Here is a 14,636-nt window from a genome sequence, read left to right on the forward strand (position 1 = left end):
CGGTCAGCTTCGGGCTTCGGTCTTGATCCGCTCCAGTGCCTCGTTGAAGCCCTGGCTGGTCAGCGAGGAGCCCGCCACCTTGCCGACGTCGAGCTCGTCGATGTTGCGGCCGACGACCTGGTCCTGGATGTTGTCGGTGAATTCCTGCTGGTAGCGGGCCGACGTCGGGTTGGTGCCCGAGGTGGTCACCTCCAGGGCGGTGACCGTGCCGTCCTCGAGGGTGAGCTCGACATCGACCTGTTCGGCGGTGCCGGACGGCGGAATGTAGCTGCCGTCGCCGGTGTAGCCGCCGTCGGCGTAGGTGCCGGCGGGGGCGGGCGTCTTCGCGGCGGCCGACGGCCCGGCGGCGGGCGCTTCCGGCCCGGCCTCGTCCGCGGCGCAGCCGGCGGTGCCGATCAGGGACAGCCCGGCGGCGACGGCGAGCAGGTGCTTGCGGGCGGGGGGTTTCACTGCGGTTTCTCCTTCGGCAGGGGACTGCGGCGCGCCGCGGCGCCCGCCTGATGCGGCACGGTTCCGTGACGGGACGGCTGATGGGCGGGACCTCCACCACGGCGCAGTTCCATTACACCGCATGCCGGGGCACGCACGCCTGCCGCAGTCCCGGGCCGGCGCGGAACCGGCGTCCTCCGGTGTGGGCAGCCTGACGCAAAGCGGCGGCGCTTGGGGCGGGCCGCCGCGCCCCGGCTATGCTTAACCGGTGACTCCTGAAGAACTTTCCGCCGCCGTAACTGCCTGCCTCCACGACGCCATCGATGCCGGTGACTTCAGCATCGAGCTGCCCGGGGAGGTGCGCGTCGAGCGGCCGAAGAACCGGGACCACGGTGACTGGGCCACCAACATCGCCCTGCAGCTGTCGAAGCAGGCGGGGATGAACCCGCGGCAGTTCGCCGAAATCCTCAAGGGCCGGCTGGAAAAGATCGACGGCGTGGCCAAGGTGGACATCGCCGGCCCGGGCTTCCTGAACATCACCCTTGACGCCGGCGCCGCCGGTGAACTCGCCAAGGCCATCGTGGCGGCCGGGCCCGCCTACGGCACCTCCGCCGCCCTGTCCGGGACCCGGATCAACCTGGAGTTCGTCTCCGCCAACCCCACCGGCCCCATCCACCTGGGCGGCACCCGGTGGGCCGCCGTCGGCGACGCGCTGGCCCGGGTGTTCGAATCCCAGGGCGCGGACGTCACCCGCGAATATTACTTCAACGACCACGGGGCGCAGATCGACCGGTTCGCCCGGTCGCTGCTGGCCGCCGCCAAGGGCGAGCCCGCGCCCGAGGACGGCTACGCCGGCGCGTACATCGAGGACATCGCCAAGCGCGTGCTGGCCGTCGAGCCGGACATCCTCTCGCTGCCCGAGGCGGAAGCGCAGGAGCGCTTCCGTGCCATCGGCGTGGACCACATGTTCACCGACATCAAGGAGTCGCTGCACAACTTCGGCGTGGACTTCGACGTCTACTTCCACGAGGACTCCCTGCACGAAAACGGGCAGGTCGAGAAGCTGCTGGAACAGCTCAAGGGTTCGAAGAACCTGTACGAGAAGGACGGCGCCTGGTGGCTGAACTCCACCGAGTTCGGCGATGACAAGGACCGCGTGGTCATCAAGTCCGACGGCAACGCCGCGTACATCGCCGGGGACATCGCGTACATCCAGAACAAGCGCGAGCGCGGCTTCGACCTCAACATCTACATGCTGGGCGCCGACCACCACGGCTACGTGGCGCGGCTGAAGGCCGCCGCCGCGGCGCTGGGCCACGACCCGCAGTGCGTTGAGGTACTGATCGGCCAGATGGTCAACCTGGTCAAGGACGGCGTGCCCGTGCGGATGTCCAAGCGCGCCGGCACCGTGGTCACGCTCGAGGACCTGGTGGACGCCGTAGGCGTGGACGCCGCCCGCTACACGCTGGCACGGTTCTCCGCCGACTCGAACATCGACGTCGACCTGGACCTGCTGACCCGGCGCACCAACGAGAACCCGGTGTTCTACGTCCAGTACGCCCACGCCCGCACCCACGCCCTGGCGCGCAACGCCGAGGCCGCCGGCGTCGACGATTCCGCCTTCGACGCCTCGCTGCTCACCCATCCCACCGAGAGCGCGCTGCTCGCCGCGCTGGGACAGTACCCCGGCGTCGTCGCGCAGGCGGCCTCGTTCCGAGAACCGCACCGGGTGGCCCGCCACCTCGAGGTCATCGCCGGCACCTACCACCGCTGGTATGACGCCTGCCGCATCGCCCCGGCCAACGGCGAGGACGTCACCGACGTCAACCGCACCCGCCTCTGGCTGAACCTCGCCGCCCGCCAGGTCCTGGCCAACGGCCTGGGCCTGCTGGGCGTCTCCGCACCCGAACGGATGTAGCCCCATGACCGCTTCCCCCCTCGCCCCGGCCTGGCTTCGCCACCCGGAGGACATCAACGTGCTTTCCCCCGGGCTCTGGGCCTGCGACGTCGCCCGCGGCGCCGGCGGCGAGCTGGAGATCTCCGGGATCGGCGTCTCGGCGTTGGCTGAGGAGTTCGGCACCCCCGTCTTCGTGGTCTCCGAAGCCGACTTCCGTGCCCGCGCCCGCGCCTTCAAGGACGCCTTCGACGCCGCGTTTGCCGACCTCTGCGGCGGCGTGGACGTGTACTACGCCGGCAAGGCGTTCCTGTGCACCGAGGTGGCCCGCTGGGTCCGGGACGAGGGCCTGCGCCTGGACACCTGCTCCGGCGGGGAAATGGCGGTCGCCGCCCGCGCCGGGCTCGACGGAGCCCTGCTGGGCCTGCACGGCAACAACAAGTCCGACGCCGAACTGGTCCGGGCGCTTGACCTGGGCCTGGGCCGGATCGTGGTGGACTCGCTGGCCGAACTGCGCCGGCTGTCCGCGCTGGCCGCCGCCCGTGGCCAGGAGGCCAACGTGGTGCTGCGCCTGACGCCGGGCGTGCATGCCTCGACCCACGAATTCATCGCCACCGCCCACGAGGACCAGAAGTTCGGCCTGTCCATGGCCGCCGACACCGGCGGCGACGACGGCGCGGCCGCTTCCGGCACCGGGAGCTCCGCCGCCGATGCGGCCGTCGACCTGGCCCTGAAGCTGGACGGCATCCGGCTGCTGGGCGTGCACTGCCACATCGGCTCGCAGATCTTCGAACCCGAGGGCTTCGCCCTTGCCGCCCGCCGGCTGCTCGGCTTCCTCGCCGGTGTCCGCGACCGGCACGGCGTCGAGCTCACCGAACTGGACCTGGGCGGCGGATACGGCATCGCCTACACCGAGGCCGATGCGCCCCGGCCCCCGGCGGAGATCGCCGACGCCCTGGCCGCCGTCGTCCGCGAGGCCGCCGCGGAGCACGGGCTGGCCGTGCCGCGCATCTCCATTGAGCCCGGGCGCGCGATCGTCGGTCCGAGCACCTTCACCCTGTACCGCACCGGAACCGTCAAGACGGTGCGGACCGAGGCGCCGGACGGCACCGCCGCGGCGCGCCGCTATGTCTCCGTGGACGGCGGGATGAGCGACAACGCCCGCCCGGTGCTTTACGACGCCGATTACTCCGCCGTGCTGGCCTCGCGCGCCTCGGAAGATGACGCGGTTATGTCGCGGGTGGTTGGCAAACACTGCGAGAGCGGGGACATAGTGGTCCGGGACGTCTACCTGCCTGCCGACGTCGCCGACGGCGACCTGCTGGCCGTACCCGGAACGGGCGCCTACTGCTGGGCCCTGTCGAGCAACTACAACTGGATCGCCCGCCCGCCCGTGGTGGCGGTGCGCGACGGGGCGGCCCGCCTGATCGTACGCGGCGAAACCGAGGACGACCTGCTCGCGCGGGACGTCATGAGCTAAGTGTTGAGGAGCTTTACCAGCATGAAGACCCTGAAGGTGGCCCTGCTGGGCTGCGGCAACGTGGGATCCCAGGTGGCGCGGATCCTGCTGGACGACGCCGACGCGCTGGCCTCCCGGGTGGGGGCGCGGCTCGAGCTGGCCGGCATCGCCGTCCGCTCGGTGGACGCCCCGCGCGACGTCGAACTGCCGCGTGAACTGTTCACCACAGACGCGGAGCAGCTGGTCGAGGGCGCCGACATCGTCATCGAGCTGATGGGCGGCCTGGAGCCGGCCCGCTCCCTGATCCTGCACGCCATCGGTCACGGCGCCGCCGTGGTCACCGGCAACAAGGCGCTGCTCGCCGCCGACGGTCCCGCCCTGTACGGCAAGGCCGACGCCGCCGGCGTGCAGCTCTCCTACGAGGCCGCCGTCGCGGGCGCCATTCCGATCCTGCTGCCCATCCGCGACTCCCTGGCCGGAGACCGCATCACCAAGGTCATGGGCATCGTCAACGGCACCACCAACTACATCCTCGACGAGATGGACACCACCGGCGCGCAGTTTGCCGATGCCCTCGCCGACGCGCAGCGCCTGGGCTACGCGGAGGCCGACCCCACCGCCGACGTCGAAGGCCACGACGCCGCCGCCAAGGGAGCCATCCTCGCCTCGCTGGCCTTCCACACCGACTTCGACCTGAACCAGGTCTGGTGCGAGGGCATCAGCTCGGTCACCGCCGAGGACATCGCCGCCGCGCGTGAGGCCGGGTTCGTCATCAAGCTGCTCGCCATCGCCGAGAAGATCGGCGGCGAGGCCGACGGCGGCGTCAGCGTCCGCGTCCACCCCACCCTGCTGCCGCGACGGCATCCGCTGGCCGCCGTGCACGGGGCCTTCAACGCCGTCTTCGTCGAGGCCGAAAACGCCGGGGAGCTGATGTTCTACGGCCAGGGCGCCGGCGGCACCCCGACGGCCTCCGCCGTCATGGGCGACGTGGTGCGCACCGCCCGCCGGCTGGTCCTGGGCGGCCCGGCCGCTCCGGGGTCGGCCACCGGCCGGGTGCCCGGGCTGCCCATGGACAAGGTAACCACCAGCTACTACATCGGCCTGGAGGTCTCCGACCAGCCCGGCGTGCTGGCCGCCGTCGCGCGGGTCTTCGCGGACAACGGCGTCTCCATCGAAACCATGCGCCAGACCGTCCCGGCGGACGGCGGGGGAGCGGCGGCGCAGCTGCGCTTCGTCACCCACCGCGCCACCGAGGCGGCCCTGGCTGCAACCGTCGAGGCCATCCGCGGCCTGGACGTCATCACATCCGTCACATCCGTCCTGCGGGTAGAAGGGGTCTAGTTCCTTGGCTCATCAATGGCGCGGCGTCATCCGTGAATACGCCGACCGGCTGCCGGTCACGGCGGATACGAAGGTCATCTCCCTGGGCGAGGGCGGCACGCCGCTGGTGCCCGCCCCGGCACTGACCGAGTTGACCGGCTCCGAGGTCTACCTGAAGGTCGAGGGCATGAACCCCACCGGGTCCTTCAAGGACCGGGGCATGACCATGGCCATCACCGCCGCCGTCGAGGCCGGCGCCAAGGCCGTGGTCTGCGCCTCCACCGGCAACACCTCCGCCTCGGCCGCCGCCTATGCCGTGCAGGCCGGCCTGACCTGCGCGGTCCTGGTGCCGGACGGCAAGATCGCCATGGGCAAGCTCAGCCAGGCCATTGCGCACGGCGCCGAACTGCTCCAGGTGCGCGGAAACTTCGACAACTGCCTCGAGGTGGCCCGCAAGCTGGCCGAGGCGTACCCGGTATTCCTGGTCAACTCCGTGAACCCGGCGCGCATCGAAGGACAGAAGACCGCCGCCTTCGAAGTGGTCGACGCACTGGGTGACGCGCCGGACTACCATGTGCTGCCGGTCGGCAACGCGGGCAACATCACCGCGTACTGGAAGGGCTACCGCGAGTACGCGGCACCGTACACGAACGCCGCCGGGGACGAGCTGGCCCCGGTCGCCACGAAGACCCCGGTCATGTGGGGCTTCCAGGCCGAAGGCGCCTCGCCGCTGGTCAAGGGCCACCCCGTGACTGAACCCGATACGATCGCCACCGCCATCCGGATCGGCAACCCCGCCTCCTGGGATTCCGCCCTGGCCGCCCGGGACGAGTCCGGGGGGCTCATCGACGCCGTCACCGACGCCGAGATCCTGGCCGCCCACCGCTGGCTGTCCGCCCGCGAGGGCGTGTTCGTGGAGCCGGCGTCCGCCGCCGGCGTCGCCGGCCTGCTGAAGAAGCACGCGGCCGGTGAGGTCCCCGCGGGGAAGCGGATCGTCATCACCGTCACCGGACACGGCCTGAAGGACCCCCAGTGGGCGCTGCGCATGGCCGACGGCTCGGAGGTCGAGCCCACCCGGGTGGACTTCGACGTCGTCTCGGTTGCCGCGGCGCTCGGGCTCGAAGCAGCTCCCGCGCGGAGCTGATGGTGCAGCTGAACCAGACGCCGGCGCCCCGCCTTCCCGCGGGACGGACGGTGGAACCGGGCCGCGCCGCGACCGTGAGCGTCCCGGCCACCAGCGCCAACCTCGGCCCGGGCTTCGACACCCTGGGCCTGGCCCTGGCCTTCCACGACCGGGTGCGCGTCGAAGCCGTCGCCGACGGATCCGTGGAGGTTCGGATCACCGGTGTCGGCGCCGGGACGCTGCCCCTGGACGGAAGCCACCTCGTGGTGCGGACCATCCGGCGGACCCTGGCCGCCGCCGGCTACACCGACACCGGGCTCCGGCTCGAGGCGGAGAACGCCATTCCGCACGGCCGGGGCCTGGGATCATCGGCATCGGCGATCGTCTCGGGGGTGCTGGCCGGCAACGCCCTGCTGCCCGAGGCGGACCGGCTCGACGCCGACGCGGTGCTGAACCTGTGTTCTGCGATCGAGGGGCATCCGGACAATGTCGCTCCCGCACTGCGCGGCGGACTGGCCATCAGCTGGGAGCAGGATGGGGTCTTCCGCAGCGCCCACGTGCCGGTGCACCCCCAGGTGCATCCGGTCGCCGCCATCCCCGCCGTCGAACTCTCCACCGAACAGGCCCGCGGCCTGCTGCCCGGCACGGTGCCGCACGCGGACGCAGCGGCGAACTCCGGGCGGGCGGCGCTGCTGGTGCACGCCCTGGCCACGGCGCCCGGGCTGCTGTTCGAAGCCACCGAGGAATTCCTGCACCAGGGCTACCGCGCCCCGGCCATGCCGGCCAGCGCCGAGCTGATCCGCCGGCTCCGGGCGCGCGGCCTGCCGGCCGTGGTGTCCGGCGCAGGGCCCACCGTGATGGTCCTCGCCGGCAGCGCGGCGGACGCGGGCCTCGCGGAGGCACTGCTCGTGGAGGCCGCAGCCGACATCGGCGGGAATTGGGCCGTGCGTCGGCTTCCCGTGGCGGCAGATGGTGCTAAGGTGGACATGCACCAACGGTGATAACCGTCTTGTGCTTTCACCGGCCGGCCGCCTTCTTCAGGCCGCCATGGACTTTCCGCTGACCCATCCGTCCGACACGCCGCAGCGCCGATCGGATGGCCGCAGCGGAAAACCCTGCCGGTAAAGCGCATAATTCGGTGTAGCCTTCCGTGGGCAGCCGGTTTCGGCCGGCCCACGACGTGAATGCCGCACTGTCCGCCAGCACCCGATGCCGGCGCAAACTGAGTGGATTCTTCCGATCAAGGCACCCAGCACATTCGCCGTGCCGGTTTCTTCCGGTCTTCGGCGAACACCTGACTTCCGGTATCTGACCTGGGGACAGGACCAACAACCGCGGCCGGTATCCTGCCGGACCGCCCGACGAGGGGGAAGGATCCTTCGTGACAGACACCACCGACCTGACTGCAGGTGTGGACTCAAAGGCCGCAGGCACCGCTGAAGCGCCCGGCCGCAGTTCCGGACTTGCCGGCCTGAAGCTTGCCCAGCTCCAGGCCCTGGCGGGCCAGCTGGGCATCACCGGCGGTTCCCGGATGCGCAAGGGCGACCTGGTCGCAGCCATTTCCAACCACCAGCGCGGCGGTGCCGTGGCCGACCGCCCGGTCCGCAGCGCCCGCCAGGACGAGACGGTCCAGGCTCCGGCCAAGGACGCGACGGCCAAGGACGCCCCGGCCAAGGACGCGACGGCCAAGGAAGCGCCCGCCGCCAAGGAGGCCCCGGCCGCCCCGGCCCAGGATTCCGAGGCGACCGAGCGTCCCTCCCGCACCCGAAACCGGAACCGGCGGGCCGGCAGCGACGGCGTCGTGAGCGCGCCGGCCGACAACGGCGCGCAGACGGCAGGGAAGCCGGCCCGCGCCGAGGAGGCCCCCGCCGCCGACAGGACCGCCGCGGAGCAGGTTCCTGCCGCCGACAAGGCCCAGGAGGGCGAGAAGCCGGCCGCGAAGGGCGACGAGCAGGGCAGCCGCAGCCGCGAGGACGGCCAGCGCGAGCGCGGCAACCGCCGCGGCCGGGGCCGGCGCGGCGAGGCCGCCGAGGGCCAGGAAACCGCCGAGTCCGGCGACGGCGAAGCCCGCAGCCGGCAGGACGGGCAGTCCGAGGACCGCAGCCGCGGCGAAGAGAAGAACGAGGGTGCAGCCCGCGACGAGCGCCGCGAGCGGCGCGAACGCAACCGCGACAACGCCCAGAACAACGGCCAGAACAACGGCCGCGACCGCGACCGCGACAACCGTGAGCGCGATAACCGCGACGACGATGAAGGCGGACGCGGACGCAACCGCCGGGGCCGCAACCGGAGCGACCGCAACGACCGCAACGACCGTTTCCGGGACCGGAACGAGCGCCGCCGGGGCCGCAGCCAGAACCCCGACGTCGACGACGTCGAGGTGACCGAGGACGACGTGCTGCTGCCCGTCGCCGGCATCCTCGACGTGCTGGAGAACTACGCTTTCGTCCGGACCTCGGGCTACCTGCCCGGTCCGAACGACGTGTACGTCTCGCTGGCCCAGGTCAAGAAGCACAACCTGCGCAAGGGCGACGCCGTCGTCGGCGCGATCCGCGCCCCCCGCGAGGGCGAGAACCAGAGCAACACCCGGCAGAAGTTCAACGCCCTGGTGCGCCTGACCTCGGTCAACGGCAAACCGGTCGAGGAGAACAAGGACCGCGTCGAGTTCTCGAAGCTCGTTCCGCTCTACCCCTCCGAGCGCCTGCGCCTGGAGACCTCCGCCAAGGCCATCGGCCCGCGCGTCATCGACCTGGTCGCCCCGATCGGCAAGGGCCAGCGCGGCCTGATCGTCTCCCCGCCGAAGGCGGGCAAGACCCTGATCCTGCAGTCGATCGCCAACGCCATCACCATCAACAACCCCGAGGTCCACCTCATGATGGTCCTGGTCGACGAGCGCCCCGAGGAAGTCACCGACATGCAGCGCACGGTCAAGGGCGAGGTCATTGCCTCCACCTTCGACCGGCCCGCCGACGACCACACCACGGTCGCCGAGCTGGCCATCGAGCGGGCCAAGCGCCTGGTCGAAATGGGCCGCGACGTCGTCGTCCTCCTGGACTCGATGACCCGCCTGGGACGCGCGTACAACCTGGCCGCCCCGGCGTCGGGCCGCATCCTCTCCGGCGGCGTCGACTCCTCCGCGCTGTACCCGCCGAAGCGGTTCTTCGGAGCTGCCCGCAACATCGAGAACGGCGGCTCGCTGACCATCCTCGCCACCGCGCTGGTGGAGACCGGATCCAAGATGGACGAGGTCATCTTCGAGGAGTTCAAGGGCACCGGCAACATGGAGCTGCGCCTGTCCCGCAACCTGGCGGACAAGCGCATCTTCCCGGCCGTGGATGTCAACGCCTCCGGCACCCGCCGCGAGGAGAACCTGCTCTCCGCGGAGGAAGTCCAGATCATGTGGAAGCTGCGCCGGGTCCTCTCCGGCCTGGACACGCAGCAGGCGCTGGAGATCCTGACCGGCAAGATCAAGGAAACCCAGTCCAACGTCGAGTTCCTGATGCAGGTCCAGAAGACCACGCTGGGAACCAAGGACAACTAGCTGCACCACCGGACCGCTCGGCTCCGGAACCCGCGCCTGCGCGGGCTCCGGAGTTTGGGCGGTCCGGCCGGTTAACGGCACAGTTGGAGATAAGCACCGGCGGCACGGGCCGCGACGGTTCGGTGCACCGCATCGCCACGGGCGCGCCGAACCGTGGATTGACAGCCGAAAGAGGAAGCACCACACATGTTTGAGTCCATTCAGGGCCTGCTCGATGAGCACTCCGAGCTCCAGGACCGGCTTGCCGATCCCGCCGTGCACGCCGACCAGGGCCTGGCCCGCAGGCTGGGCCGCCGTTTCGCGGAGCTGAGCCGCATCGTTGACGCCTACAACACCTGGCACGGGCTTGAGGACGACCTCGCCGCCGCCGAGGAAATGGCCGCCGAGGACGCCGAGTTCGCCGCGGAGGTGCCGGTGCTCAAGGAGCAGCTGGCCGACGCCCAGGAAAAGCTGCGCCGGCTGCTGATCCCGCGCGATCCCAACGACGGCCGCGACGTCATCATCGAGGTCAAGGGCGGCGAAGGCGGCGACGAGGCGGCCCTGTTCGCCGGCGACCTGCTGCGCATGTACACCCGGTACGCCGAGTCCCGGGGCTGGCGCACCGAGATCATCTCCGCCACCGAATCGGACCTGGGCGGCTACAAGGACGTGCAGATGTCCATCAAGGGCAGCGCCACCGACCCGGCCGAGGGCGTCTACGCCCGGCTTAAGTACGAAGGCGGGGTGCACCGCGTCCAGCGGGTTCCCGTCACCGAGTCCCAGGGCCGGATCCACACCTCGGCCGCCGGCGTGCTGGTGCTGCCCGAGGTGGACGAGCCCGAAGAGGTCGAGATCAACCAGAACGACCTCAAGATCGACGTCTATCGTTCGTCGGGGCCGGGCGGGCAGTCCGTGAACACCACCGACTCCGCCGTGCGCATCACCCACCTGCCGACCGGCATCGTGGTGGCCATGCAGAACGAGAAGTCGCAGCTGCAGAACCGTGAGGCGGCCATGCGCGTGCTGCGTTCCCGCCTGCTGGCCCACCAGCAGGCCGAGATCGACGCCGCCAACTCCGATATCCGCAAGTCCCAGATCCGCACCATGGACCGCTCCGAGCGCATCCGGACCTACAACTTCCCCGAGAACCGGATCGTGGACCACCGCACCGGCTACAAGGCCTACAACCTCGACACCGTCATGAACGGCGACCTGGAGGCCGTGGTCCAGTCCTGCATCGAAATGGACGAGCAGGCCCGGCTCGAAGCCATCGGTGACGACAAGTAGTCCCGGCACGGCCGGCGACCTCGGCGCCGCCCTGGCCGCGGCGGCCACCGAGCTCGCCGCCGCCGGCGTGCCCGCTCCGCGGGTCGACGCCGAGCTGCTGGCCGCCCACCTGCTCGGCTGCAGCCGGGGGCGGGTCAGGGCCCTGGCGTTCACCGATGCCCCGGTTCCCGCCGGTTATGCGGACCTGGTCCGTGAACGTGCCCGGCGGGTTCCGCTGCAGCACCTGACCGGACGGGCCGCCTTCCGTCACCTGGAGCTGGCCGTGGGCCCGGGCGTGTTCGTGCCGCGGCCGGAAACCGAGACCGTGGCGCAGCTGGCGATCGACGCCGCCCGGGCACGGCTGGCCGCCGCCGGCGCCGTGCGCGTGGTGGATCTCGGCACCGGATCCGGCGCCATCGCCGCGGCGGTCGCCGAGGAGGTCCCCGGAGCGGAGGTCACCGCCGTCGAACTCAGCGACCTGGCCCTGGCCTGGGCGGAGCGCAACCTCCAGCCCCGCGGCGTCCGCCTGGTGCACGGGGACCTGCGCACGGCCCTGCCCGGCGAGGACAGCCGGTACGACGTCGTCGTGTCGAATCCGCCCTACATTCCGGCGGCCGCCGTACCCAATGAGCCCGAGGCGGCGGACCACGATCCGAAGATGGCGCTGTACGGGGGCGGAGAGGACGGGCTGGCCCTGCCGCACGCGGCCGCGGCCACCGCCGCCCGGCTGCTGAAGAGCGGCGGCTTCTTCGTCATGGAACACGCCGAGGTCCAGGCGCAGGCGCTGGCCCGGCACCTCGAAAACGCCGGAACCTGGCTTGAGGTCCGCGGCCACGAGGACCTCAACGGCCGGCCCCGGGCAACCTCCGCTGTGAAAGAATAAGCAACGTGACAAGCACTTTCGACTGCACTGATCCCGCCCTGCTCAGCGAAGGCCTGGCCCGGGCACAGCAGGCCATCGCCGCGCGGCAGTGCGTGGTCCTGCCCACCGACACCGTCTACGGCATCGGCGCCGACGCGTTCTCCGCGCAGGCCGTCGCCACGCTGCTGGCCGCCAAGGGCCGCGGGCGGAGCATGCCTCCGCCGGTGCTGATTCCCCGGGTGCAGACGATGGACGGGCTGGCGGTCGACGTCCCCGAGCAGGCGCGTGCCCTGGCCGAGGCCTTCTGGCCGGGGGGCCTGACGCTGATCCTCCACGCCCAGCCCTCCCTGACCTGGGACCTCGGCGACACCCGCGGCACGGTTGCGCTTCGGATGCCGGACGATCCCACCGCGCTGGAGCTGCTGGCCCTCACCGGCCCGCTGGCGGTCTCTTCGGCCAACCGGACCGGCTCGCCGGCGGCAGCCAGCGCCGCCGAGGCCCGCGAACAGCTGGGGGAGGCCGTCGAGGTCTACCTGGAAGCCGGTGAACGCACGGCTGCATCCGGGCCGGCGCTGGCCTCCACCATCGTTGACGCGACCTCGGTGCCGCTGCGGGTGGTCCGCCGGGGCGCCGTCGATATCGAACGGCTGCGCTCAGTGGTGCCGGACGTGCTGGACCTGGGCGAGGAGCCCGGCGAGGTCAGCGGTTCGAATGCCGGCGGGGAGCCGGCCGCCGGGTAGCTCCGGCACGCTTGGTCCGGCCGGCGCCGGCGCGCCGCAGGACGGCGTGGACGGAGGGGGCGGGAACGTTGCCCGTCCGTTCCGCCCACCCCGGCTCCTGGCGCTGGCCGAACCACATCAGTTCCACCCGCCGGAGCGGTCCGTGCAGGCGTTCGGAGGCCAGTGACGAGACGCGGTAGCCGACACGCAGCACGAGCCGGCACAGCCATGCCGGCAGGTGCAGCGGACGGCGCCCGCCCGCAGCCAGCAGCACATCGGATACCGACGCCTGTTCCCACGGCTGCAGGACCACGGCCGGAACTTCGCCGGGATGCATCGCCACCAGCTGCACGAAACGGGCCAGGGCGTCCACCGAGCTGACCGGCGTGGGCGCGGTCCCCGGCGCCGCGACGGAGGCCAGCGGCGAACCGGCCAGCCTGGCCAGGCGTTCCGTCGTCGGCCGGCCGGGACCCTGCACCGACGTTGCACGGATGGTCACCACGGAGCAGGAGCCGGCGGGGCGGGCCGCCAGGGCCTGTTCCCCGAACGCCTTGGAGCGCGAATAGGGCGAAAAAGGTTCCACCTGGCCGCTCTCGTCAAGGGAGGGCCGGTGGCCCTGGACCGCCGCGCTGCTCAGGTGCACGAAGCGCCGGACCCCGGCGGCCTCCGCTGCGTCGGCCGCCAGCACCGGCAGCAGGGCGTTGGCCCCGCGCAGGGCGGGTGAGTCCGCCGCGTCCGGCACCGCCAGGCCGGCGGCGTTGATCACGGCGTCGGCGCCCAGGAAGGTGCGGGCCAGGCGGGCCCGTTCGGCATCCAGGCGGGCAGCTTCCGCAGCCAGGTCCGCACCGCGGGAGGCGGCGGCCTCCAGCCGCGGCGCGGCCACGGCGCGCACCTCGACCCCGGTTTCCTCCAGCACCGCTCGGACCGCACCGCCGACAAAGCCGCCGGCGCCCAGGAGCACGATGACCGGCCGGCGTGCGGGGTCAGGCCCGGAGGGCGGGGAACCGCAGGGGCGGGGCAGGGAGGTACCGGAACTCATGAACCGCTTTCCACGGAGGACGGGGGGAGGGACTCGGCCAGCGGCGGCATGGGCCGCCAGGAGTCGTCGCGCAGGATGCGCCGGGCCTCACGCCAGCCGCGCAGCAGCGCGGCCGCTCCGCCGACCCGGTGCTCGACGGCCACCAGGCGGAGGACTTCCTTCGCCGCCGTCAGGGCCGTGCCGAGGGCAAAGCCGGCGGGGCTGAACACCCCGTGCTCCTGCAGGTACCGCGCCATGTAGCCGCGGTTGCGCATCATGCAGTACCGGCTCAGGTCGCTGGAATCGTTCAGGTGCCGGATGCCCAGGTCGATGCTGCGCTGCGGCCGCACCTTGCGCAGCACGAAATCGTTGACGTACAGGACCTCGTGGCGGCGGGAGGCCAGCCAGCCGTAGATGGTGTCGTCGCCGTTGATGAAGAAGCGCGCATCGGGCAGCCCGATCTCACGCACCAGCCCCGCGCTGATCAGCATGCCCTCGAAGCAGCCCACATTGGTGCGGAAGACGGGGCTGTCACGGAACACGTTGCCGGGGACGGGGTAGTGGATGCCCAGGGCGGGCAGGAACCGGTGCTGCCAGAAGAACGGCTTGCCGGCGTCGTCGAGCCGGCGGCCGTGGATGCAGTCGGCGGAGCCGGTCCACTTGCCCAGCGCGGCCAGCGCCCCGGGAAGGATTTCGACATCGTCGTCCATCAGCCACAACCACTGTGCGCCGGCGGCCAGCGCCTGCGCGGCGCCGGCGGCGAATCCGCCCGCACCGCCGGTATTGACCTCAAGGCGCACGACGTCGAGCGGCACCGGCAGGGTGCCCCGTGCGGCGGCGATCACGGCGCCGGTGTTGTCGGTGGACGCGTTGTCCACCACCACCACCCGCTCCGGCGCGGGGTCGAGTGCTGAAACCGTCGCCAGCAGCCCCGCGAGGTAGTCGGCGCGGTTGTACGTGGCGATGACGATCGTGACGGCGGGTGCGGCGGCCGCGGTGTCGGCGTAATCGGCGGAGGCCATGGCG

The 14,636-nt window shown here is 71.7% G+C and carries 12 protein-coding genes; 9 read left to right on the top strand and 3 right to left on the bottom strand.

Annotation, left to right across the window (positions count from 1 at the left end; genetic code table 11):
* Nucleotides 1-3: 3 nt before the first annotated feature.
* On the bottom strand, nucleotides 4-450 hold the full coding sequence (locus AC5RUW_RS14495) for an FMN-binding protein (RefSeq protein ID WP_494161332.1): 447 nt from the start codon (nucleotides 448-450) through the stop codon (nucleotides 4-6).
* 247 nt (nucleotides 451-697) lie between these two features.
* Between AC5RUW_RS14495 and argS the strand changes: the two genes are divergently transcribed.
* The 9 genes from argS (at nucleotide 698) to AC5RUW_RS14540 (ending at nucleotide 12,613) form a co-directional block, all read left to right on the top strand.
* Entirely contained in the window at nucleotides 698-2,347 is a 1,650-nt protein-coding gene (gene argS, locus AC5RUW_RS14500) for an arginine--tRNA ligase (protein WP_494161333.1), read from the top strand.
* Nucleotides 2,348-2,351: 4 nt separating this feature from the next.
* Nucleotides 2,352-3,803, top strand: a complete 1,452-nt coding sequence (gene lysA, locus AC5RUW_RS14505) for a diaminopimelate decarboxylase (RefSeq protein ID WP_494161334.1) — start codon at nucleotides 2,352-2,354, stop codon at nucleotides 3,801-3,803.
* 21 nt (nucleotides 3,804-3,824) lie between these two features.
* The gene (locus AC5RUW_RS14510) at nucleotides 3,825-5,123 is read left to right on the top strand and encodes a homoserine dehydrogenase (RefSeq protein WP_494161335.1); all 1,299 of its coding nucleotides are present in this window, start codon (nucleotides 3,825-3,827) and stop codon (nucleotides 5,121-5,123) included.
* Nucleotides 5,124-5,127: 4 nt separating this feature from the next.
* Complete coding sequence (gene thrC / locus AC5RUW_RS14515; protein ID WP_494161336.1) at nucleotides 5,128-6,246, top strand: threonine synthase; 1,119 nt, start codon at nucleotides 5,128-5,130, stop codon at nucleotides 6,244-6,246.
* The gene (gene thrB / locus AC5RUW_RS14520) at nucleotides 6,246-7,226 is read left to right on the top strand and encodes a homoserine kinase (protein WP_494161337.1); all 981 of its coding nucleotides are present in this window, start codon (nucleotides 6,246-6,248) and stop codon (nucleotides 7,224-7,226) included. Before thrC ends, thrB begins: the two co-directional genes overlap by 1 nt.
* 380 nt (nucleotides 7,227-7,606) lie before the next feature.
* Nucleotides 7,607-9,766: a transcription termination factor Rho gene (gene rho, locus AC5RUW_RS14525; RefSeq protein WP_494161338.1), complete on the top strand. Its 2,160-nt coding sequence runs from the start codon at nucleotides 7,607-7,609 to the stop codon at nucleotides 9,764-9,766.
* Between the two features lie 186 nt (nucleotides 9,767-9,952).
* Nucleotides 9,953-11,032, top strand: a complete 1,080-nt coding sequence (gene prfA, locus AC5RUW_RS14530; protein ID WP_494005323.1) for a peptide chain release factor 1 — start codon at nucleotides 9,953-9,955, stop codon at nucleotides 11,030-11,032.
* A complete protein-coding gene (gene prmC, locus AC5RUW_RS14535) occupies nucleotides 11,019-11,894 on the top strand; it encodes a peptide chain release factor N(5)-glutamine methyltransferase (RefSeq protein WP_494161339.1) in 876 nt (291 codons plus the stop codon). The genes prfA and prmC overlap by 14 nt, the downstream gene beginning before the upstream one ends.
* Nucleotides 11,895-11,899: 5 nt before the next feature.
* Complete coding sequence (locus tag AC5RUW_RS14540; protein ID WP_494161340.1) at nucleotides 11,900-12,613, top strand: L-threonylcarbamoyladenylate synthase; 714 nt, start codon at nucleotides 11,900-11,902, stop codon at nucleotides 12,611-12,613.
* Here AC5RUW_RS14540 and AC5RUW_RS14545 read toward each other — a convergent pair.
* Together AC5RUW_RS14545 and AC5RUW_RS14550 are read right to left on the bottom strand one after the other, a co-directional pair.
* Nucleotides 12,573-13,631: an NAD-dependent epimerase/dehydratase family protein gene (locus AC5RUW_RS14545; RefSeq protein WP_494161341.1), complete on the bottom strand. Its 1,059-nt coding sequence runs from the start codon at nucleotides 13,629-13,631 to the stop codon at nucleotides 12,573-12,575. The two genes, AC5RUW_RS14540 and AC5RUW_RS14545, sit on opposite strands and share 41 nt — an antisense overlap.
* Nucleotides 13,628-14,632, bottom strand: coding sequence for a glycosyltransferase (locus tag AC5RUW_RS14550; RefSeq protein ID WP_494161342.1), 1,005 nt, complete (start codon nucleotides 14,630-14,632; stop codon nucleotides 13,628-13,630). The genes AC5RUW_RS14545 and AC5RUW_RS14550 overlap by 4 nt, the downstream gene beginning before the upstream one ends.
* Between the last annotated feature and the right edge of the window lie 4 nt (nucleotides 14,633-14,636).

This window comes from Arthrobacter sp. Y3222053 (genome assembly GCF_059092805.1).

Coding starts and splice junctions, on each gene's coding strand:
- lysA (WP_494161334.1), top strand. CDS start 2,352: ATGACCGCTTCCCCCCTCGCCCCGGCCTGGCTTCGCCACCCGGAGGAC.
- AC5RUW_RS14510 (WP_494161335.1), top strand. CDS start 3,825: ATGAAGACCCTGAAGGTGGCCCTGCTGGGCTGCGGCAACGTGGGATCC.
- thrB (WP_494161337.1), top strand. CDS start 6,246: ATGGTGCAGCTGAACCAGACGCCGGCGCCCCGCCTTCCCGCGGGACGG.
- prfA (WP_494005323.1), top strand. CDS start 9,953: ATGTTTGAGTCCATTCAGGGCCTGCTCGATGAGCACTCCGAGCTCCAG.
- AC5RUW_RS14545 (WP_494161341.1), bottom strand. CDS start 13,631: ATGAGTTCCGGTACCTCCCTGCCCCGCCCCTGCGGTTCCCCGCCCTCC.
- AC5RUW_RS14550 (WP_494161342.1), bottom strand. CDS start 14,632: ATGGCCTCCGCCGATTACGCCGACACCGCGGCCGCCGCACCCGCCGTC.